The organism is Rhizobium sp. Root1203 (assembly GCF_001424945.1).
Classification (GTDB): Bacteria; Pseudomonadota; Alphaproteobacteria; order Rhizobiales; family Rhizobiaceae; genus Rhizobium.
Genome location: NZ_LMCW01000044.1, coordinates 1 through 19623, shown reverse-complemented (window position 1 = coordinate 19623; position 19623 = coordinate 1). Strand labels below are relative to the sequence as shown.

17 protein-coding genes and 4 pseudogenes are annotated in these 19623 nt (G+C 54.3%); 11 read left to right on the top strand and 10 right to left on the bottom strand.

The genetic code is table 11. From position 1 onward, the window contains the following. Window positions 1-335: 335 nt before the first annotated feature. Window positions 336-458, bottom strand: a pseudogene (locus ASC97_RS35785) (IS110 family transposase); the annotation flags it as partial. A gap of 181 nt (window positions 459-639) precedes the next feature. Between ASC97_RS35785 and ASC97_RS26500 the strand changes: the two are divergent. The 5 genes from ASC97_RS26500 (at window position 640) to nanR (ending at window position 6078) form a co-directional block, all read left to right on the top strand. After that, entirely contained in the window at window positions 640-1638 is a 999-nt protein-coding gene (locus tag ASC97_RS26500; protein ID WP_057471322.1) for an autoinducer 2 ABC transporter substrate-binding protein, read from the top strand. 98 nt (window positions 1639-1736) lie between these two features. Next, window positions 1737-3218 carry a sugar ABC transporter ATP-binding protein gene (locus ASC97_RS26495; RefSeq protein WP_244481604.1) on the top strand — a complete coding sequence of 494 codons (1482 nt, stop codon included), beginning with the start codon at window positions 1737-1739 and terminating at the stop codon, window positions 3216-3218. After that, window positions 3211-4206, top strand: a complete 996-nt coding sequence (locus tag ASC97_RS26490) for an ABC transporter permease (RefSeq protein ID WP_057471320.1) — start codon at window positions 3211-3213, stop codon at window positions 4204-4206. Before ASC97_RS26495 ends, ASC97_RS26490 begins: the two co-directional genes overlap by 8 nt. Window positions 4207-4382: 176 nt before the next feature. Continuing rightward, window positions 4383-5231 (top strand): ABC transporter permease, encoded by an 849-nt coding sequence (locus tag ASC97_RS26485; RefSeq protein WP_244481603.1) that lies wholly within the window; start codon window positions 4383-4385, stop codon window positions 5229-5231. 70 nt (window positions 5232-5301) lie between these two features. Then, on the top strand, window positions 5302-6078 hold the full coding sequence (nanR, locus tag ASC97_RS26480) for a transcriptional regulator NanR (RefSeq protein WP_200959550.1): 777 nt from the start codon (window positions 5302-5304) through the stop codon (window positions 6076-6078). A 280-nt stretch (window positions 6079-6358) separates the two neighbouring features. On the opposite strand, the pseudogene ASC97_RS26475 reads toward nanR, so the two are convergent. Further along, window positions 6359-6601, bottom strand: a pseudogene (locus ASC97_RS26475) (DDE-type integrase/transposase/recombinase); the annotation flags it as partial. 196 nt (window positions 6602-6797) lie between these two features. On the opposite strand from ASC97_RS26475, the gene ASC97_RS26470 reads away from it, so the two are divergent. The 4 genes from ASC97_RS26470 (at window position 6798) to ASC97_RS26455 (ending at window position 10021) form a co-directional block, all read left to right on the top strand. After that, window positions 6798-7184, top strand: coding sequence for a transposase (locus tag ASC97_RS26470; RefSeq protein ID WP_057471319.1), 387 nt, complete (start codon window positions 6798-6800; stop codon window positions 7182-7184). Continuing rightward, complete coding sequence (tnpB, locus tag ASC97_RS26465; protein ID WP_057471324.1) at window positions 7181-7534, top strand: IS66 family insertion sequence element accessory protein TnpB; 354 nt, start codon at window positions 7181-7183, stop codon at window positions 7532-7534. Before ASC97_RS26470 ends, tnpB begins: the two co-directional genes overlap by 4 nt. A 68-nt stretch (window positions 7535-7602) precedes the next feature. Next, window positions 7603-9141 carry an IS66 family transposase gene (tnpC, locus tag ASC97_RS26460; RefSeq protein ID WP_057471318.1) on the top strand — a complete coding sequence of 513 codons (1539 nt, stop codon included), beginning with the start codon at window positions 7603-7605 and terminating at the stop codon, window positions 9139-9141. 106 nt (window positions 9142-9247) lie between these two features. Then, entirely contained in the window at window positions 9248-10021 is a 774-nt protein-coding gene (locus ASC97_RS26455; protein WP_057471317.1) for a DUF3658 domain-containing protein, read from the top strand. A 396-nt stretch (window positions 10022-10417) separates the two neighbouring features. On the opposite strand, the gene ASC97_RS26450 is transcribed toward ASC97_RS26455, so the two are convergent. The 8 genes and pseudogenes from ASC97_RS26450 to ASC97_RS26420 form a co-directional block, all read right to left on the bottom strand. Then, window positions 10418-10813 carry a hypothetical protein gene (locus ASC97_RS26450; RefSeq protein ID WP_156390475.1) on the bottom strand — a complete coding sequence of 132 codons (396 nt, stop codon included), beginning with the start codon at window positions 10811-10813 and terminating at the stop codon, window positions 10418-10420. 209 nt (window positions 10814-11022) lie between these two features. Further along, the gene (locus tag ASC97_RS26445) at window positions 11023-11268 is read right to left on the bottom strand and encodes a transposase (protein ID WP_244481605.1); all 246 of its coding nucleotides are present in this window, start codon (window positions 11266-11268) and stop codon (window positions 11023-11025) included. Window positions 11269-11425: 157 nt separating this feature from the next. Next, a pseudogene (locus tag ASC97_RS33610) lies at window positions 11426-11870 on the bottom strand (IS6 family transposase); the annotation flags it as partial. 28 nt (window positions 11871-11898) lie between these two features. Beyond that, window positions 11899-12591: a dihydroxyacetone kinase subunit DhaL gene (dhaL, locus tag ASC97_RS26440; protein ID WP_057471314.1), complete on the bottom strand. Its 693-nt coding sequence runs from the start codon at window positions 12589-12591 to the stop codon at window positions 11899-11901. A 47-nt stretch (window positions 12592-12638) separates the two neighbouring features. Beyond that, window positions 12639-13646 (bottom strand): dihydroxyacetone kinase subunit DhaK, encoded by a 1008-nt coding sequence (locus tag ASC97_RS26435; RefSeq protein ID WP_057471313.1) that lies wholly within the window; start codon window positions 13644-13646, stop codon window positions 12639-12641. 129 nt (window positions 13647-13775) lie between these two features. Continuing rightward, window positions 13776-14726, bottom strand: a complete 951-nt coding sequence (locus ASC97_RS26430) for a sugar phosphate isomerase/epimerase family protein (RefSeq protein WP_057471312.1) — start codon at window positions 14724-14726, stop codon at window positions 13776-13778. A 103-nt stretch (window positions 14727-14829) separates the two neighbouring features. Then, window positions 14830-15594: an aldo/keto reductase gene (locus ASC97_RS26425; RefSeq protein WP_057471311.1), complete on the bottom strand. Its 765-nt coding sequence runs from the start codon at window positions 15592-15594 to the stop codon at window positions 14830-14832. A 90-nt stretch (window positions 15595-15684) separates the two neighbouring features. Continuing rightward, window positions 15685-16599 (bottom strand): 2-hydroxyacid dehydrogenase, encoded by a 915-nt coding sequence (locus tag ASC97_RS26420; protein ID WP_057471323.1) that lies wholly within the window; start codon window positions 16597-16599, stop codon window positions 15685-15687. 278 nt (window positions 16600-16877) lie between these two features. Between ASC97_RS26420 and ASC97_RS26415 the strand changes: the two genes are divergently transcribed. Further along, window positions 16878-17810, top strand: a complete 933-nt coding sequence (locus ASC97_RS26415) for a YncE family protein (RefSeq protein WP_057471310.1) — start codon at window positions 16878-16880, stop codon at window positions 17808-17810. A 323-nt stretch (window positions 17811-18133) separates the two neighbouring features. After that, a pseudogene (locus ASC97_RS26410) lies at window positions 18134-18873 on the top strand (hydroxypyruvate isomerase family protein). Window positions 18874-19623: the final 750 nt, after the last annotated feature.

Below are 19623 nucleotides of genomic sequence, written 5' to 3'. Positions count from 1 at the left end.
CGTCTCTCAATCGCATGCTCGATTGTGCACACCCGAAATCCGTCCGCTGCAAGACAGAAACGGCATAACCTCGCCATCAAAGTTCGAAATCCGCTCAAACCGCGATCGCTGCACCAACGTCCTCGGAAAGCTAACATCTGTAACTCAGACGATCAATGAACCCATTCGGCCGCCCTTCGTTGGACGCTCTTGCACCAACCCGTACGGATGATCTGTGCCAAGCCGATAGCATCGTTGCGGTCTGTCTTGGTACGGATGATCTGTGCCAAGCCGATAGCATCGTTGCGGTCGAAAGCTAACATCTGTAACTCAGACGATCAATGAACCCATTCGGCCGCCCTTCGTTGGACGCTCTTGCACCAACCCGTACGGATGATCTGTGCCAAGCCGATAGCATCGTTGCGGTCTGTCTTGGCAGGCATCATCTTAAAGGCGGCATTCGCGTGCCGAGCATCCATGCTATCCCCGAGGAAATTCCACTCTCGTTGGCAAGGACCATACTTCCGCAAGATAGCGTACCCACCGGTCGCTGAAATCGGTCCATACCCGACGCTAATACAATTGACATAAGCAAAAAAATTTGTCTAAATGGCACCTATCAGACAGCTCAACAGTCTGATAGCCCTTGGGAGGGGAATTATGAGCCATCTTACTCGAGTTATTTCAATTGCACTTGTTCTCGTTTCTTCGTCCGCGATCCCATATGGGATGGCAGCCGACGGAATTAAAAAACTCGTCGTCGTTCACAAAAACGCAGGCATTCCTGCCGTGAACCAAATGGCCGACGGTGTCGTCAACGCTGGAAAGGAGTTCGGTATTGATGCCAAGCTGATTGGTCCGGCTACTCAGGATGCAGCTCAACAGGTCAAACTGATTGAAGATGTCATCGCTCAGGGTGTGGAAGCCATTGGTGTCGTACCAATTGATGAAAAAGTGACCGCAGCAGTCCTCAAACGCGCTCAAGGCGCGGGCATTAAAGTTGTGACGTTCGAAGGACCGAACCAGGAGGGGCGAGACTGGAATGTCGACCTGGTTGGTACGCTGAATTTCGGGGAGGTCCAGATGCAACGCCTCGCCAAGGAGATGGGCGAGAAGGGTGAATATGTCATTTTTGTCGGTGCTTTGACGACTCCGTCCCATATGCAATGGGCTGACGCGGCGGTGGCATATCAGAAGAAAAACTATCCCAACATGAAGCAGGTCGCTGATCGCTTTCCGGGAGGCGACGAAGTTGATGTCGCGCAACGCACGACGCTTGATATCCTCAAGGCATATCCAAACGTGACTGGAATCCTAGCTGAGGGATCAGCTGGACCAATCGGCGCCGGTAATGCATTGCGGCAAACCCGGATGCAGAAGAAGGTCGCAATTGTCGGCACATGCGTTGCAAGTCAAGCGCAGGCCATGCTGAAAAACGGCACCATTCGTGAATGCATGCTGTGGGATCCTGTCGTTTCCGGATACTCGGTCGTTGCAGTCGCAAAACTGTTGCTCGACGGCGCCACGTTTACCGATGGCATGCAAATCGGATCGCTGGGCAAAGCGACTATCGACCCGACAAAGAAATCGATTCAATTCAACAAGATCCTCCATATTACTTCGGAGAACGTAGACGGACTGGTTGCGCGCGGTCTCTGATGAACTGAGACAGATACACGAAAAGGAAGTTGACCTGGCCGGTCAGCTTCCAACTGTATCCACGATCAGCGCGACTGTAGCACGAGGAGGCATCAATCATGAGTTTCTTGCGTCTAACAAATATCTCCAAGCAGTTCGGCGGCGTCCGCGCGTTGAACGACGTGAACCTGGAAATTGAAGTTGGCGAAGTCCACTGCCTAGCCGGGGAAAACGGTTCAGGGAAATCGACGTTAATAAAGATAATATCCGGCCTTCAGGCACCCGAAGCCGGAGGAAAAGTCGAGATCAACGAAACCGAGTTTACCCACCTTACCCCGCAGATGAGCACAATGGCGGGGATCCAGGTTATTTACCAGGATTTGTGCCTGTTCCCGAACTTGACCGTGGCTGAAAACATCGCTGTCGGGGAACATCTCGGTCGCCCTCATCTGGTGGACTGGAAGAGCATAATGGCCAGGGCCGAGCGAGCTATGGCGACCATAGGGATCTCTCTTCCTTTGAGGGCTAAGGTTTCTGACCTGTCGATCGCCAGCAGACAGCTCGTCGCCATTTGCCGCGCCTTGGCTGCGGAAGCGCGCCTTCTCATCATGGATGAGCCCACGGCGTCCCTTACGCGAACCGAAATAGAGTCACTACTTCACCTAATCTCGTCACTCAAATCGAAAGGGATTTCGATCCTGTTCGTTAGCCATAAGCTTGAAGAGGTATTGCGGGTATGCGATCGCGTTACAGTGCTAAGGGACGGCGAACAGGTCGGTACGTTTTCAACAGAAGGTATGAGCAGTCAAAAGCTTGGATACCTCATGACGGGCAAAGCCTTCGACTACAGAATCCTCTCTTACGATTTGACCGATGCACCTGTCGTTCTTTCGGTCTCGAACCTTAGTCGCCGTGGCGACTACAAAGATATTTCCTTCGAGGTGAAAACAGGCGAAATTCTTGGAATCGTCGGAATGCTGGGGTCGGGTCGAACCGAGTTGGCCCTTTCCCTCTTCGGCATGAACCCTCCGGATTCCGGGAAAATCCGGCTGTCCGGCAAACAGATAAGGATGAAATCGAATCGAGATGCGATACAACATGGCATAGCTTACGTTTCCGAGGACCGGCTAACCCTGGGTCTTGTTCAGGAACAATCCATTTCTTCCAACATTGTTGTGACCGTACAGGATATGCTGCAGAATTCGCTTGGCTTGGTTGACCAGGCAAAACGCAACAAGACGGTTGGCAGGTGGATACGTGACCTTGCGATTAAGGTCTCCAATCCTGAAAACCCGGTAAACACACTCTCCGGCGGAAACCAGCAGCGCGTTGTACTTGCCAAATGGATGGCGCGAGAACCCCTCGTTCTCATATTGGACAGTCCAACCGTCGGCGTCGATATCAACGCAAAAGATGGAATCTACGAAATCATCAGGTCACTGGCGGCGCGCGGCGTTGCCGTGATCATGATATCCGATGAAATTCCTGAAGTGCTTTTTCACAGTCACCGAATATGTGTTATGAATAAAGGAAGATTATCCGGCGGACATCTCCCCCATACTTTGTCTGAAAATACGCTTGGAGATCTGATAAATGCCTAGATTCATTCTTGAATTGCGAAACAGCCATGAGTTCTGGCTGCTTGTGCTTCTGATTGTTGTAATTGTCTGTTTCACCTCTCTCAATGGTGACTTTCTTACGCTCCGTAACACCTCGGATATGGTTGTATCGACTGCATATGTCGGTATTCTCTGCTCCGGTCTCCTTGTTGTGCTGATCGCTGGTGGGATCGATGTATCATTTACTGCCAGCGCTTCTATCGCGCAGTATGCAGCATTGACTTTCGTCAACAGGTTCGGCGGAGACTGGTTCCTGCTGATCGTCATCGCATGTCTCATTGGCGTGCTTTGCGGTATGATGAACGCAGTTCTCATTTATCGTTTTAGAATAAAGAGTATCATCGCCACCATCGCGATGCTCAATGTCCTTTATGGCTTACTTATCGCAGTAACCGATGGCAGGTATATCTCTCTGCTGCCACCGTGGTTTGAAGACGGAGTCAGCTGGTTTGAACTTTCCGATGTTGATGGGATAACCTATTCCATCAATTTGCAAATTGCGCTCCTGCTGTTGAGTTTCGGATTCACCTGGGTCCTTCTGCGCCGAAGCAACGTGGGCCGACAAATCTATGCTATGGGAGGCAACCCCGAAGCGGCGCGCCGGATGGGGTTCGGAGTATTCCGCCTCCATCTGATCGTCTATGGCTATATGGGGTTCACGGCTGGCCTGGCATCGATTGCCCAGTCACAACTTGCTTTGCAAGTGATGCCCAGTGCCCTGGTGGGAAAAGAACTGGACGTTCTGGCCGCGGTCGTCTTGGGCGGCGCAAGTCTCATTGGCGGAGTCGGCACGATATTTGGGACGATTTTGGGGGTCAGCTTGTTAGCGGTTATGCAAACCGGCCTCCTGATGGTTGGCGTATCGTCCTATTGGCTTCAGTTTTTTAGCGGATTGGTCATCGTCGTGGCCATGTCCATCACAGCCGTTCAACTACAACGGTCCAAGCAATTGCGGAGACTTAACGCATGAGATCCTTTCGTTTGCCCGTCTCTCTCAGGCCCTCTCCGCGACCATACGGATGGGGTTCTTGGAGAAATCTCAGGAATTCATCGCATAGCGGACTGTTCGTTCTTCTTTCCGCAATGCTTGTCACATTTCTTCTTCTCATCGGTCCGCGGTTTTTGGCTGTTGACAATGTGACTTCAATGGCCGTGCAGTTGCCCGAGCTTGGTGTTCTATCGCTCGCGATGATGGTGTCGATGCTCCATGGTGGCGTCAATCTTTCTATCATATCAACAGCCAATATCTCCGCGATAACCGTCGCGTACGTGCTGACCAATATTGCGCCTGCAGCAGGAGCAGGTTTGGGCTGGCAAATTATCGCGATTGCCGCCGGTCTGAGCGTGGCGGTGCTGATCGGGGTTTTGAACGGAATAGTGATCGCCTATTTCAAGGTGTCCCCTATTCTGGCAACGCTCGGCACCATGATCATGGTCAAGGGCCTTGCAGTAGGCCTTACTCGAGGCACCGTAATTTCCGGGTTCCCAGACTCTGTCCAGTTTATAGGCAGCGGCTTTGTGTTCGGGGTTCCATTCGGAATTATTGTATTTGCCGGTTGTTGTGCCGTGGTGAGTGTTCTCTTGAACCGAACGGCGTTTGGCGCGACCATATATCTGATGGGCTCCAACGAAGAGGCGACGCGATTTTCCGGGGTGGACACTCGGTTGGTTCTCGTCAAGATATACGTCACCTCCAGTGTCCTGGCCGCAATCGCAGGCATCATCATGATGGCACGCTTCAACTCGGCCAATGCGTCCTACGGGGAGGCTTATTTGCTCGCTACAATCCTTGTGACTGTACTAGGCGGTGTCGACCCGTATGGTGGCTTCGGCAAGGTGGGCGGCGTCGTTCTGTCCCTGATTGTATTGCAAGTCGTGTCATCTGCATTTAATCAGTTGGGATTCTCCCAATTTTTGACACTGGCAATATGGGGCGTGATTTTGATTGTAATTAGCGCTATGTCGATGTTACGCGGACCAACCGGAGGTCGGTAACGACTATGAGCACAGGCCGGTACTAAAAAGAGGAAAGTCCACCCAGTTAGCCGGTTGGCGAAGCTTGATAGTGTCGCTCAAGATCGGGGACTTCTGGTCAATTGAAATGAACGGGAAAACAATGAAGGACGTAACGCCCATTCGGCGTCGAAAATTGTATGAGGAAATCGTCGAGCGGATTGAGCACGCGATCTTATCGGGAGAATATGCTCCGGGGGATGCATTGCCCCCGGAACGAGAGTTGGGCGAAGCTTTTGGAGTAGGACGTACATCAGTCCGCGAGGCGTTGTTTGCCTTACAACGTATGGGTCTGGTGTCCATCAGCAATGGCGAGCGCGCCAAGGTTTCCATTGTGACGCCGACCATTCTGGTCAACGATCTTTCAGGAGTGGCACGCCATCTCCTATCTCAATCTAATGGCGTTTCGTACTTTCAACAGGCAAGAACTCTGTTTGAAGTGGGTTTGGCGCAGTTGGCAGCGATGATTGCGGTTGAAGACGACATTTCTCAATTAAGGGACTTGCTTGAGAAAAACCGGCTGGCGGTTGGCAACGAACAAGAGTTTCAAGCGACCGACGTGGCATTCCACTATGGCCTTGCGCAGATTCCTAAGAATCCGATTTTCACCGCTTTGCATGTTGCCGTAGTTGACTGGTTGACGGAACAGCGGACCATTTCAATAAGGGCAACTGGTTCGGCTGAAGCGGCATTTCGCGCACATGAACGCATCTTCAAAGCAGTTTCCAACAAAGATCCAGTGGAGGCGGGCGAGGCCATGCGTGAACATCTTTCGCAGGTTGCGGCTTTTTATTGGAAGGCCATGGATGAAAATACCACAAAGGATTGATCGAACGGGCTCATTCGTAGAATTCGCGCGGCCATTTTCAATTTCTGTGCTGGTGTGATGCCGCCGGTTCCTATGTTGGGCCGTGCGGGGACCGTAAAGTTCACCGAGCATCGATCAGAATGTGGGATCTGGTGGCATGACCAGATTTACTCGTGATCCTCTTTATCGTCGCCGCTTTCCAGCGGAGGTGATTGCCTATGCAATATGGGGCTCTGTTGCAAACTTCCATTTTGGTTAGGATGGCCGTTGGTTGGGACGTCGATTCCCTGGCAGGCTTGCGATTTTCGATATGTTGACCGAGCAGTGCTACCGCTTCCGTCAGCGCGCTCGGCCCGGCGCCGAAAGGACGTTCAACGATGCGTGCTTCTCCACGGATGTCGCCCGTCAGGTTGAAAATCGCAGCCTGTCCTTTGCGCAACGCGCGCATGACCTCGAAACCTTTGATCGTCGCATAGGCCGTTGTCAACGCCTTGAACCCTCTCACCGGTTTGATCCGTTGCTTCAGCTTGCCGTGATCGGCCTCCGTCGGTAAGCGGCAAGCTGAGGCCGTTCAGGCGGTGTAGTTCCACGGCATCAGCGCCGCGATTTCGCTGCTGGGCCATGCATTTCATTGGGGGATGGCTCGCGAGAAAGACCGTAACCGGTGTCCCCCTCCCACGTTGTTCTCGCCGCCCTAATCTGTGATCGGCTTTCCATGGACACGCAACGGGAGTTTCTCCATGGAGACTACATTGGAGTTTCTCACAACCAGGAAGTCTGGACGTGAGAGCCACCGACATTGGCCTGATAAGGTCAAGGCGCAGATCGTATCGGAAAGTCTTCGACCCGGTGCGAAGGTGAATGAGGTCGCCGAACGCTTTGGATTGCGGGCGAACCGGCTGTCGACTTGGCGGACGATGGCGCGGCAGGGCAAGCTTATTCTGCCTGCACTTGAGGATGCGGTGGAGTTCGCATCGGTGATCGTCGAACCACCTGTTTTGGAACCACCGATCAAAAAGACCAGCCGTCCGGAGATCATCGTCGGGTCCGTTACCATTCGGCTGGAAGAAGGAGCGTCTGCCGACCGGATCGCCGCTGTCGCCCGCGCATGCGCGGTTCCGGCATGATCTTTCCGTCTAACCGGGTTCGGATCATGGTGGCCACCAAGCCGGTCGATTTCCGCAAGGGTCACGATGGGCTGGCGGCTCTGGTCAAAAACGAGCTGCACAAAGACCCTTTCACGGGCACGGTCTTTGTATTCCGATCTCGCAAAGCAGACCGATTGAAGCTGATCTACTGGGATGGCAGCGGATTGGTGATGGCCTACAAGCGGCTGGAGGAACACACCTTCACCTGGCCGGGTATCAAGGATGGCCTGATGACGCTGGCCCATGCCCAGTTCGAGGCTTTGTTTGCAGGCCTTGACTGGCGTCGGGTTCGGTCCGTGGAGGCGAGACCGCCTGGGGCCATCGAATAGATGCGGCATGATGACTCGGGCGGCGGATTCTTCCGGCGAGGCGTGACGGGGTTTGATAGACTTCGAGCATGTTGGATGCCGCCGCTCTCCCAGATGACATTGATGCCCTGAAGGCGATGCTGATTGCTGCGCAAGAGCGTGAAGTTCGCAAGGACGACCGGATCAAGCGCCTGGAGAAGCTGGTTGCAGCTTTCAAGCAGGCAGCCTTCGGCCGCAAATCCGAGAAGGCCGATCCCGAGCAATTCGATCTCGCACTGGAGGACCTGGAGACAGCCACAGCGGCCCTCCATGCCGAAGATGAAGCCGATAGCACCTCGGGCAAACCGAGCCCCAAATCTCGCTCCGCCAATCGGGGCTCTCTTCCCGCCCACCTTCCTCGCTTCGAAGAGATCATCGAGCCGGAGAGCTTGATCTGCACATGTGGTGGCGGCCTGCATTGCATCGGTGAGGACGTATCCGAGCGGTTGGATGTTATTCCTGCACAGTTCCGCGTCATCGTCACGCGCCGTCCCAAATATGCCTGTCGTGCCTGCACAGACGGGGTTGCCCAGGCTCCAGCGCCCGCCCGATTGATCCAGGCCGGGTTGCCGACAGAGGCGACCATCGCGCATGTGCTGGTCTCTAAATATGCTGATCATCTGCCGCTCTATCGCCAGGCGCAGATCATGAGCCGCCAGGGCGTTGATCTCGACCGGTCAACACTCGCCGACTGGGTCGGTCGGGCTGCTTTCGAACTGCGCCCGGTCGTCGACGCCTTGCTTTCCGACCTGAAGCGGTCAACGAAGCTGTTCATGGACGAGACCCGTGCGCCGGTCCTCGATCCCGGTTCCCGCAAAACCAAGACCGGATACTTCTGGGCGCTGGCCCGTGATGACCGACCGTGGGACGGAGGTGCGCCGCCGGGGGTAGCCTTCACCTATGCACCCGGCCGGGGCGGTCTCCATGCCGAGCGGATATTGCAAGGATTTACGGGCATCCTTCAGGTGGATGGCTACGCCGGATATAATCGGCTGATCGCGCCGGATCGTGTTGGGCGGAACATCCAACTTGCGTATTGCTGGGCGCATGCTCGTCGCAAACTGGTCGAGATCACCCGGAACGGATCAGCGCCGATTGCGGAGGAAGGCGTGAGGCGGATCGGTGAACTCTATCGGATCGAGGCGGAGCTGCGCGGCCTTCCCGCAGACGCTCGTCTCGCTCAGCGGCAGGCACGATCAGATTCATTGATTGCCGACATGCGGACCTGGCTTACGCATCATCGTGCCCGCGTCGCTGGCAAGTCGCCGCTTGGCGAAGCACTCGCCTATATCGCCAAATACTGGGACGGCCTCTGCATATTCCTGGGTGACGGTCGGATCGAGATCGACAACAACACCGTCGAGCGAACCATCAGACCGATAGCCCTCAATCGCAAGAACGCGCTTTTCGCGGGGCATGATGCCGGAGCGGAGAACTGGGCGACCATTGCCTCGCTTATAGAGACCTGCAAACTAAATGCGGTCGATCCGTTTTCGTATCTGAGCGCCACGCTCGCCGCCATCGTCAACGGCCACAAGCAAGGTGAAATCAAAGAACTCCTGCCGTGGAACCATCGGCCACCCCGATAACGCGACATAGACGCCCTCATGTCTGGCGAACCGAACAGTTCATATGCTTCGAGTTTACTGGTATTGATTTCATCCTCAAATTTCATGCCTTTGCGTGGAGCTTCCGATGAAGACAACACATATTATTCCAGGGGATTCAGCCGCAGGATCGTTGCGAGAGGCTCTTCGCATTGCAGGCCGTGATGACGACTTACTGGTGTTTCAGGATGATCTGAGTTGCGGCCCCATCGCAGACATGGCCCCATCTGCACGCGCAGCGTGGTGGCAGATGGACGATTGGGACATTGAGAACAGTCTTCATGCCTTTTGGTTGAACGCGGACAGGGCAGACCGGCCAATCGTATGGTTTGGGCAACATTCAGCCAGAGAAATCGCCTTTCGCCTGGCTTGGGCATGGAGAATGGCGGGGCGCTCTTACAGTGTCATCGATGTTACAGGCCTCCGTGTGCCTGTCAGATGGGGTAATGGCATTGATGGAGTAATCCAGTCGGCACAAGCCGTTTCGATTATACCCGGCAACGGCCTCGCAACGCTTTTAGGTCGCGAAAGAAGCGTTTCCGCTGATGAAGACATTCTGAACAAGCGGAGATGGGAAAAGCTTATGGCCGATAATGCGCCATTCCGCATTGTAACGGCAGATGGTCTCGCGTCCGCACCTATTGATCACTTTGATGCGTTGCTACTCGCGCAAGCCACTTCGGAATGGAAAATGGTTGCCGCTATCGTCGGAAATGCTCTCGGCCTGAGCCGCGACCCATATTTGCAGGTTGGCGACATGGCCTTGCATGAGCGCGTTATTTCTTTGGTTGAAAAAGGTTCGCTCATCGCAGATGGCGACCCCTCGGAAATGAGGGCTTGCCGAATCCGCCTACCAAGCTAATCCAAAAGACTGCCGTTTAGTCGCCACCTCACAAGCTGAAACACAACGGTTGTGTCTACGTGCGAGCGAAACAGCGCTTACACCATACCTGCCACCATCGAGTAAAGAACTGCTTTTACTCGGTAATCCACGACGGCTTGTGTCCCCCCATTGACGAAGATGGGCGGCTGCGAACGTACATATTTCATGGTGAAGCCTCCTGGCTGAAACTACAACGTCGGCGCGACGTCCCTGTTCCGCCGGGTGTTCCTTCGTGACACATACCCTCGCCGCCATCGTCAACGGCCATAAGCTGAGCCGGATCGAGGAACTGCTGCCTTGGAACTATCCTGTAGAGTAGCGCGGGCACAGAACCCGCAGTTAGACCAACGCGGACATTCGTACGCTTTGGCAATTCTAGGCCTTGCTAGACACCTCGTCGTCCTCGGACGTTGCATAATAGGTCACTTCAATCGCAATACTGCTTTTCCCGGCCAGTTCACACAGTTCAGCAGGAATGGTGATGGAGGAGGCGTAATTCCGTGGAAAGTAAAATGGCATTCCAATATCAAGCTTAGCTATCCCAACGGCACCGTTGTCGATCATTTCCGCAATGCCGCCGCTGATTTCGCGGACAGACTGCGTCAGGATATCCCAATTGATGTATCTATCGTCATTCAGGTTTACTACGGCAGATTGTGAACCGTCGCGCATCGTTCCCCATTGAACAGGGCAACCCAAATTGCTTTCGATTATCTCCTGAGAGGTGGCGATGTCGTGTATCCTCAGCACAATTCCTATTGTTTCAATCAACGTCGGTTGCTTTCTTTGACCACTTGGACAGGGAATATCTCGGACGTTGGCAAACAGAAATGCATAATCAGTTAATACATCTGCAATGACTGCTTGTGGCGTAGAGTTGCCGTGAATGTCTGGGCCACTGGTTCTCTACGCAGACACAAAACTTCCGGTCAACGTGCCAGGGGGACACCGCTTACGAAAGACCTTCACGCCCGATGGGATCATGCCGACCGCACCGCTCGGATCACCCGCTGCAGATGGGCCTCATCGAAGTCGCCACTTGCACGGATAACGACGTCGCCAACCACCACCTCAATGGTGCCAACCGACCCTCTATCAACCTTTATAGCCGGATCTCGCGCCCAACGGCGTTGCCCGTCCTGAGCATCACGACGCCAACTGAATAGCTGCGACGGATGTATCCCGAGGCGATGCGCAATCGCTGACACGCTTGCACCGGGCTCCATCGCTTCAGCTACCGCCCGCTCTTTGAACTCATCAGACCAACGCCGCCGAAACTGTCGCGGAGCACCCTCAAGCCGTTCCGGCACGGCCTCGATCATGTGGAAGGTTCTAGGTTCAGAACTAGGCGCAGACATAGAAGCTCACTGTTCGCGAATTCATCTGAGGCGCCAGGCATAGCTTCTTCAGCAGTCTGACCAGCAATCGCTTGGCAGCTTTGGTGTCGCGGGGGGTTGGACGATTTCATCGAGAACGCAACCGTCCTGGTCAACGGCACGCCAAAGCCAATGGTTTCGTCCGCCGATGGAAATGACGAAGCTCGTCCAGATGCCATATATCCTTTCGCAGTGGCGTCTTTCGGCGCAAGTGCTTTGTGTAAGCTGGGCCGAATTTGCGAGCCCATCGCCGGATCGTTTCATAAGACACAACAATACCACGCTCCAACAGCATTTCCTCGACCAGCCGCAGGCTCAAAGGAAGCGAAAATACAGCCACACAGCGCGGGCGATAATCTGCGGCGGAAAGCGGTGGTTCTTGTAACTGATCGCGGGCGAGTTCATGTCAGCCGAATTAGCCATCAACCGTTAAGCCAACGACAACGTGACATCGCCTAGGAATCAGCCGCAGAAGGCTGTTCAATTGAAAACGTGGCCCAATGGTTCATCTCTAATTCCCCTCCCGTCACGTTCCGCTACGTCAAATCGCGCAATCGCCTTGAGAATTACAACGGCTGAAACCGCACCTGGATCAACTTGACCGATAGCTCGCTCCCCTAGACGGGACGCCCGCCCTTTGGATGCGAGCATCCCCTTGGTCTCTTCGGCTCCAGCAACTGCCGCCTTTACAGCAGCACGGAGGCAGCCCGAAAGATCTTCGTCGTTTGACGCAGCATCTTTGCAAGCGGCGGCAGCTGGCAACCAGGCATCGAGCATGGTCTTTTCACCAAGTTCCCCTTTGCCTCGCTCGCGGATCCCTTGAGCAATATTATCGATAATTGCAACCATTTCATCGCGCTCAAGTACCGTCTTACCTCTTATGCACGCCCCTGCGCGGATAAACCCGGTTGCATAAAGAGGCCCCGATGATGCTCCAACCGCATTTAGAAACGACTTGGCCGCCAGGTTGAAGATCTCTGTCGGCACAGTGATTTTACTATCCACGGCGTCGAGTGCCACAGTGACCGCGGACATACCAACGCTCATGGCAATGCCATGGTCACCATCGCCAATGATGCCATCGAGTTCGCAAAGACGGTCCTTTTCGGTTTCGATCGCTTCCGCGATATAGCGAAACATTTGGATGAGATTTTCCGACGAGATATTGTTCATTGACGCGTCCTGGAGAGAGAAGTTAAAAAAGTTTCAAGCATTAGCAGTCACCCGCTACGAAACATGGCGCAGTTGCAGGGGTGCTCCAATAGTCGAGTGAGTTCCTCATCGAGATGCATCAGCGAAATGGAGGCGCCCGCCATCTCAAGCGAGGTGCAATAATTTCCGACCCAGGTCTGATAGATATCGATCCCGGCCGCACGCAACCTTTGGTGAACCCTCCTGGTGAGCACGTACAGCTCCATAAGCGTCGTAGAGCCGAGGGAATTCACCAAAACCGCGACCTTTTCACCTTTTGCAGCCGGGAGCTCTGACAGGAGATGGTCCATCATGTCGTCGGCAATGGCATCCGCACTTTTCACCTGACCTCTTGAGATGCCAGGTTCTCCATGGATGCCCATGCCAATTTCCATTTCGGTCTCGCCGAGTTCGAAATTGTGCTTGAGTGTATGCGGAAGGGAACAAGGCGCTAACGCAACTCCGATCGTGAAGGTATGATCATTCGCCTTTCTCGCCACTCTTTCACATTCATCGAGTGGCCACATCTGATCGCACGCCGCCCCAGCAACTTTGAAAATGAAGAAATTCCCGGCCACTCCCCGTCTTTTAGCTCTTTGACCAAGAGGGGCGGACGCGATGTCATCCGTAGTAAGCACCGTCCGCACCTCGATGTCATCCATCGCCGCGAGTTCGGCCGCCATATCAAAATTCATGACATCGCCAGCATAGTTTCCGTACATGAACAAAATACCAGCGCCCCCATCCACGGCCTTGGCGCATTGATAAATCGGGTCTGGAGGTGGCGAGGCAAAAATATTGCCGATCGCCGCCGCGTCTGCGAGGCCTTTTCCCACGAAGCCCAGGAAACTCGGCTCATGACCGGACCCGCCGCCAATGACTAGTCCAACCTTACCTTTGCGGGGACCATCAGTACTGATGATCGAGCGCGTGTTTTCTGGCAACTGCCGGAGTCGGTCTGAATGGGCAAACAGTACCCCTTCCAGCATCTCCTCGACAATATCAGTCGGTTGATTGATGATTTTCTTGGTTGTCAATCCATGTCTCCCTGTGGTGCTTCTCACTTTTTGCAGAACACGATTGTTGCCGGTTTGTCCGTGGACGAACCAAACTCCCACAAAATCCGTTCCTCACGAATTGCCGAACCAGTTCCCGGCCCGATTTGCCTAATGCGGTTTTAATGGAAGAATTCGGCGCAGATATTCGCGGTTCGTTGCGCTGACGCTCAGCCCGTCACCGCCATAGTGCTCCACGAGAAACGCGCTGTTGAAGCCGTGCGCGAGAGCCGTCCTAATCGCAAGGCGATAATTTATAACGCCGAGTTCCAAAGGTGCCGGGCTGGTCGCAACAAAACCCGTTGCGGAGTCTTCTGAACGGAAGTAATTTTTGACATGCCAGTATTTCGCAAAAGGAGCGGTCTTTTCGATCATCGAGAGCCAATGTTCCATTGGCCGATGAAGGCGAACCAAATTACCCAGATCGGGATTGAGACCAACGTTTGGACGATCCACGTCAGTGACGAAGCGGACAGCGCTATCGGCTGAGCCGAGATATGTATCCTCATACATCTCCAATGAAAGCTCGATTCCAACCTCCGACGCATGTATGCTGAGTTCCCGAATTCGCTTCACCGCCTTTGCCCACACGGCAGGATCATCCGGGTTGCGATGACCATCGACGGTCCAAAACCACAAGGCAGCCTTCTGCTTTTCAGTGAGCGGACCGAAAAAGCCGAACGAAACAGCCTTGGCGCCGACCTCGCAAGCGGTGTCGATCACCTTGTGACTATACTTGAGGAACTCATCACCTCGTTCGGGATCGATTACACTTCTCCTCGCCGTTGAAATTGCAGGAATGCTGAGGTTAAGAGAACGGGCAACGTCTAGAAATCCGCGAAGGCGATCGGGGCTGAGATCGGCGATGCGCAGCCAGGAATCAGTAGGATCCAACTCGGTGAAACCAGCGTCCGAAACGTCCGAAAGTGTAGCATGCCACTCCAAGTCCGATTGCTCTTGTACTGAACGACCGTCGGCAAGCACATTCGGATATTGGATCATCGCCGCGGCAATGGGCCAGTTCGTTCGATCTAACTTGGTTGATTCAGAATCTGTTTTCATGACGTAGCTCTCCCCCAGGGTGCGTCATAGGCGCGTCACTGCGTCGAGACGGAGTGACGCAAGATTGATTTTTGACGACGATCTTCCGCGTCAATGAGCCCACTCAGACAGGGGTCGGAGAGTCGGGGAAGATGAGCCCTTCGTGCTTGAGTTCCGCCCATAGATCCTGCGGAATCTTGTGAGCCATCAAGTCGATGTTCCGTTTAACTTCACCTGGAGAAATCTTGTGAGCCATCAAGTCGATGTTCCGTTTAAGGAAAAAATCGAAGTCACCGGCGGCTGCAAATTCCATGCAAATATCGACCTCATTGAGGCCAACCCCGATAGCCTTGATAACGCCTTGGGAGCGCAAATCATCTAGAACACGATAGCAGCCTTCCATCGTCTCCTTGAATTTCTCCTCGTAGATTGCTCGCGTCCCGTGTGTCCATACGTCCACGTCATGAATGGTCAGGCAATCGATGCTTGAGATACCGAGCCGCGCCATGCTCTGATCGATGGAGCGGAGAGTGCCTTCACGGGTATAGTCGAAGACGTGATTGAAGTCGAAGCCGCCGACATACGGGGTTCGATCCAGAGGCTTGTCACCCGGAGGAACAAGATAACGGCCAACCTTTGTCGACAAAACAAAGCTGTTGCGCGGCTTGCGATTGAGAACCGACCCAATGAGATGTTCTGACATCCCATGACCATAGAATGGCGAGGTGTCAAAAAGTGTCATACCCCCGTCGTAAGCCGCTTCAACCGTTCCAACTGCAACATCATGGTCTATCTTGGCGTAAAGCTCGCCTAACGGACCGCCACCGCAACCGATTATGGTGACGTCTACGCCGCTCTTTCCCAACTTGCGTTTCGATTTTGGATTCATGATAGTTCCTCCTTTATAAAAATCAGATCTGACTAGACCACCCTCACTTTGGGTGGCGTATGAGCCTGTCGCGTTTCTGCTTTTTGGCATTTACGATACTTGGCTTGGTAGTGGTCGGCCGGCGAAGAGCGCGGCGATATTGTCAAGCATGAGTTCTGCCATCGCTTCCCTCGCCTGAGCCGTCGCGCTGCCAATATGTGGAGAAAGTACGACGTTGGAGAGGGCGATGAGTGTCTCGGGCACGTTCGGCTCGTTCGCGTAAACGTCGATGCCCGCCCCGCATAGGCGTCCTGTCGATAGGCAGGAGATCAAAGCGTCTTCGTCAACCAACGATCCGCGCGCTACATTCACAAGATATCCTTGTGGGCCAAGTGCCGTCAGTACCTGTTCATCGATACAGCCCACGAGCGCTTCGCTGGCGGCCGCTGTCAGGATCATGACATCGCTGTTCAGAGCCAAATCCAGTACTGAGGAGTAATGGCGGTAGGGAACGTCTTTGGCGGACCTTGCACAATATCCAATTGTACCGCCGAAACCTTCCAGTCGGCGGGCGACGGCCTGTCCGATTCGGCCAAGGCCAAAAATGCCATAGCGCAGACCAGATACACGGCGACTAAGGGGCATATCACCGCCGCGCCACTGTCCAGTTCGGACAAACGCATCGGAGGTCGTCAACCGACGCATCGCAGCGATCATCAGGCCGATGGCACAGTCGGCAACGTCCTCGGTGAGGACGTCTGGCGTGTTTGACACACGAATTGCTCGCCTCCTCGTCAATGCGAGATCGACCTTCTCATATCCTACACCCGCGATGGCGATGAGTTCTAAAGCCGGAAGGCGGTCGATCAGGTCATTGGGAACACCTATGTGCCCGGCTGTAACAACCACGCGCACTTTCGGGCCATATTTTTCGAGCCATGACCGGGTGTCGTCAACCTCATAGAAGCGACAAACCCGATAGCGACGATTCAATTCCGCGGCACCTACCTCCACGATTGGCATCATCTGGAGAATGATCGCTTCGCCGGCGTCGCCAAGCAAGCTCCCACTTTCAGTCGTCACGCTTAGAGTTTCACTACCCATGCTTTCAGCCCTCGGTGCCACAACGTTTGCTACTAGGCTACTGTATGATAGGTGTATAGCTCTGACAAGAGAATTCTGACGCATGGCACCAGATCGTGAGCCAAGAGACTTGGGGAGAATGAATCAGGCTTTGACAAACGAAGATGAAGGTGCCATTCATGGTATGATAGCCATACCACAAACATCTAAATGGAGTTCTCATGCCTGATAACAACCGCGGGATTTTGTTACTGATCGAAAAAAGTAGTCACTGCTTGTCGTACTACGACATAGCGTCTGGCAGTCGGTTAGCTGAAATTGCGCTGCCTGATTACCCTCACGAATTCGTTGTCGACGCAGAACGGAAGTTCGCATATGTCGGGCACTATGGAATTCGTACGTCGGCGGACCCCTCTTTTGGGGGGACATCGATCATCGTGATCGACATTGCGGCTCGGAAAATCGTAAACACGATTGATTGCCGCCCTTTCAACCGTATTCATGGCATGGCTATGGACAAGCAAGGCCGCCTGTATGGCTTAAGCGAAGGCGCAGCTGTGATGTTGGTCATCGAGTCGCCGAGTACAGCTCTCGCTCCATCAAGGGCTGTTCCTGCTGGAGGCATCAAGAGCCATTTGTTCGCGCTGAGTGGCGACGGACGAACAGCGCTTTGCCTGAACATCTTGACCCACACCGTGACCCGGATCAATCCGCAGGATGCGACTATTCAGCCGGTCTCTCTCATGCCTGGAATTAAGCCCGAGGGCCTTTGCCTGAGCCAGGATGAGCGGACCCTCTATGTGGGCAATCGCGGCTCAAACACGATCAGTGATATTGATACGGAGAAAATGGTTGTTCGCCGCAGCATTCCTGCACGTACGGATCCCACACGAATATACGATCTAAGAGATGGACGACTCCTTGTCACCCATTTCTCGGGACGTTGCATGTCGATCGTCGATGCCGCAACGCTCGAGGAGATCGCCTATCGGCCGTTGGACGGCGGGGCGGCTGCAGCTGCGATTGATGCGGAAAACGATCGGTTCTTCATATCGCTCGATAGCAACGTGAGCCTGGAGTACAAAATTTCGACTTTAGAGCAAGTATCGTCGTTCCCAACTCAGCTGGAACCCGATTGTTGCGTGGTTTTGTAAAAACTCATCTGTATAGATACGATCTCACCCAGTTCGGCCGAGCGCCGAACTGGGTGAGACAACGCCTGTCGAACACCGTCTTCATTGTCACCGTTCCTTAGGATGGTCGACCAACCTTGAGCGCACGATATCGCCGGCTTCGATCTCGATCTCCTTGATTTTGCGCGTCTCCTGGCGCGGATTGCTGGTCTGACACTTCCTGGCATGGCAACTGAGGACTAAGGAAATGCCAACATTTGCTGCAAACCTATCCATGATGTTTGGCGAGCGTTCCTTCCTGGATCGATTTCAAGCCGCCGCTAACGCCGGCTTCCCAGGAGGAAATGCCAACATTTGCTGCAAACCTATCCATGATGTTTGGCGAGCGTTCCTTCCTGGATCGATTTCAAGCCGCCGCTAACGCCGGCTTCCCAGCTGTCGAATACCTGTTTCCGTACGACTATCCGGCGGCCGAAGTGTTCGAGCAACTTTCTCTTGCGGGCTTGAAGCAGGCGCTCTTCAACATGCCGCCCGGGGATTGGGAGCGCGGAGACCGCGGCCTTGCGTCGCTTCCGTCGCGGCAGGAGGAATTCGATAGAGGGCTGAAGACGGCGACGTCCTATGCTAAAGTCATCGGTAGCCCCCTTCTCCATATGATGGCCGGCAATTCCGACAGTACGGATCCGCTTGCTGTTGCGACCTTCCGCGACAATCTCAAACGGGCGGCGGACGCAACGGGCGAGGTCGGCGTCGGCCTTGTGATCGAGCCTATCAACCGTCGCGACATGCCCCATTATTTCCTGAATGACTTTGACAGGGCGCTGGACTTCGTTGTCGCTCTCGATCAACCGCATGTGCAGCTGCAGTTCGATATCTACCATCGCCAGATTCTGCATGGTGACGTGGTGATGGCCCTGAGAAGGATGGCCCCCCATATCGGCCATATCCAGATCGCTGCTGTGCCGCTCGTATTTTCGCGGAGATCGATGCTATCGGATATCAGGGATATGTGGGCTGCGAATATCGGCCTGCGACCACGACGGAGGAAGGCCTCGGCTGGCTCAAGGCTTTGAATCACGCCTGATCGCAATCGCTATAGAGAGTAAGATATCGGGATACACCGAGTGGTTCGAAATGCACGACGAGCTCTTCAGGAACTCATTGTGCCAGACGTCCTCGTGGGCTTGCGTTGCGATGGCGGAAGGACCGGTCTTTGTCCGGGCGTCGCGCCACCTTCCGTTTTCGATTTCCCGATAGCCACGCGCTGCGGTAGCGTCGCATTGAAACTTCCAACAGCGCAGCTGAGGATGGGCTCGCTTCAAATAGCGGTCGACAACGCCGCTAGGTGCCCAATCACCATGGCGGTCGCGCGAACATCTTGGTGGTCACTCACTTTAAATGTTTGCGGTGCAGAGGGATGGGGTTGGCGGTCGGCCGCGGGTTGAAATAAAGCGCTGGCATTCGCTCGGGCAAAAGGCCCTGCTCGACAAAAAATACTGCGTACACAACACCGGGACCACGAGCCGAATGGGGTGAACTTCGCCGCCAAATCGATCAAGTCGCACAGACTGGCGTTTGTATCAGCAACAGCTATCGTCCGCAAAATTTTGTATACAGAATTCGGACGACTTGATTTACGCCACTGAACCCCCTATCCGTTTTTACGGATCGAGACCACCGGCCCTTCTGATCGTGCCGCAGGGCGCTAAGCTCGTCTCCTACTTCAGGGGGCGCAAGCTAGAAGTGGACAAGGCTAGCTGAGGCCGGTTTCCTTTTTGCCCTTCGGTAGAAGTGGACAAGGCTAGCTGAGGCCGGTTTCCTTTTTGCCCTTCGG

Bases quoted from the DNA above. Each gene is read 5' to 3' on its own strand.
- ASC97_RS26500 (WP_057471322.1), top strand. From the start codon at position 640: ATGAGCCATCTTACTCGAGTTATTTCAATTGCACTTGTTCTCGTTTCT.
- ASC97_RS26495 (WP_244481604.1), top strand. From the start codon at position 1,737: ATGAGTTTCTTGCGTCTAACAAATATCTCCAAGCAGTTCGGCGGCGTC.
- ASC97_RS26490 (WP_057471320.1), top strand. From the start codon at position 3,211: ATGCCTAGATTCATTCTTGAATTGCGAAACAGCCATGAGTTCTGGCTG.
- ASC97_RS26485 (WP_244481603.1), top strand. From the start codon at position 4,383: ATGGCCGTGCAGTTGCCCGAGCTTGGTGTTCTATCGCTCGCGATGATG.
- ASC97_RS26470 (WP_057471319.1), top strand. From the start codon at position 6,798: ATGGAGACTACATTGGAGTTTCTCACAACCAGGAAGTCTGGACGTGAG.
- tnpB (WP_057471324.1), top strand. From the start codon at position 7,181: ATGATCTTTCCGTCTAACCGGGTTCGGATCATGGTGGCCACCAAGCCG.
- tnpC (WP_057471318.1), top strand. From the start codon at position 7,603: ATGTTGGATGCCGCCGCTCTCCCAGATGACATTGATGCCCTGAAGGCG.
- ASC97_RS26455 (WP_057471317.1), top strand. From the start codon at position 9,248: ATGAAGACAACACATATTATTCCAGGGGATTCAGCCGCAGGATCGTTG.
- ASC97_RS26445 (WP_244481605.1), bottom strand. From the start codon at position 11,268: ATGGAGCCCGGTGCAAGCGTGTCAGCGATTGCGCATCGCCTCGGGATA.
- dhaL (WP_057471314.1), bottom strand. From the start codon at position 12,591: ATGAACAATATCTCGTCGGAAAATCTCATCCAAATGTTTCGCTATATC.
- ASC97_RS26430 (WP_057471312.1), bottom strand. From the start codon at position 14,726: ATGAAAACAGATTCTGAATCAACCAAGTTAGATCGAACGAACTGGCCC.
- ASC97_RS26425 (WP_057471311.1), bottom strand. From the start codon at position 15,594: ATGAATCCAAAATCGAAACGCAAGTTGGGAAAGAGCGGCGTAGACGTC.
- ASC97_RS26420 (WP_057471323.1), bottom strand. From the start codon at position 16,599: ATGATGCCAATCGTGGAGGTAGGTGCCGCGGAATTGAATCGTCGCTAT.
- ASC97_RS26415 (WP_057471310.1), top strand. From the start codon at position 16,878: ATGCCTGATAACAACCGCGGGATTTTGTTACTGATCGAAAAAAGTAGT.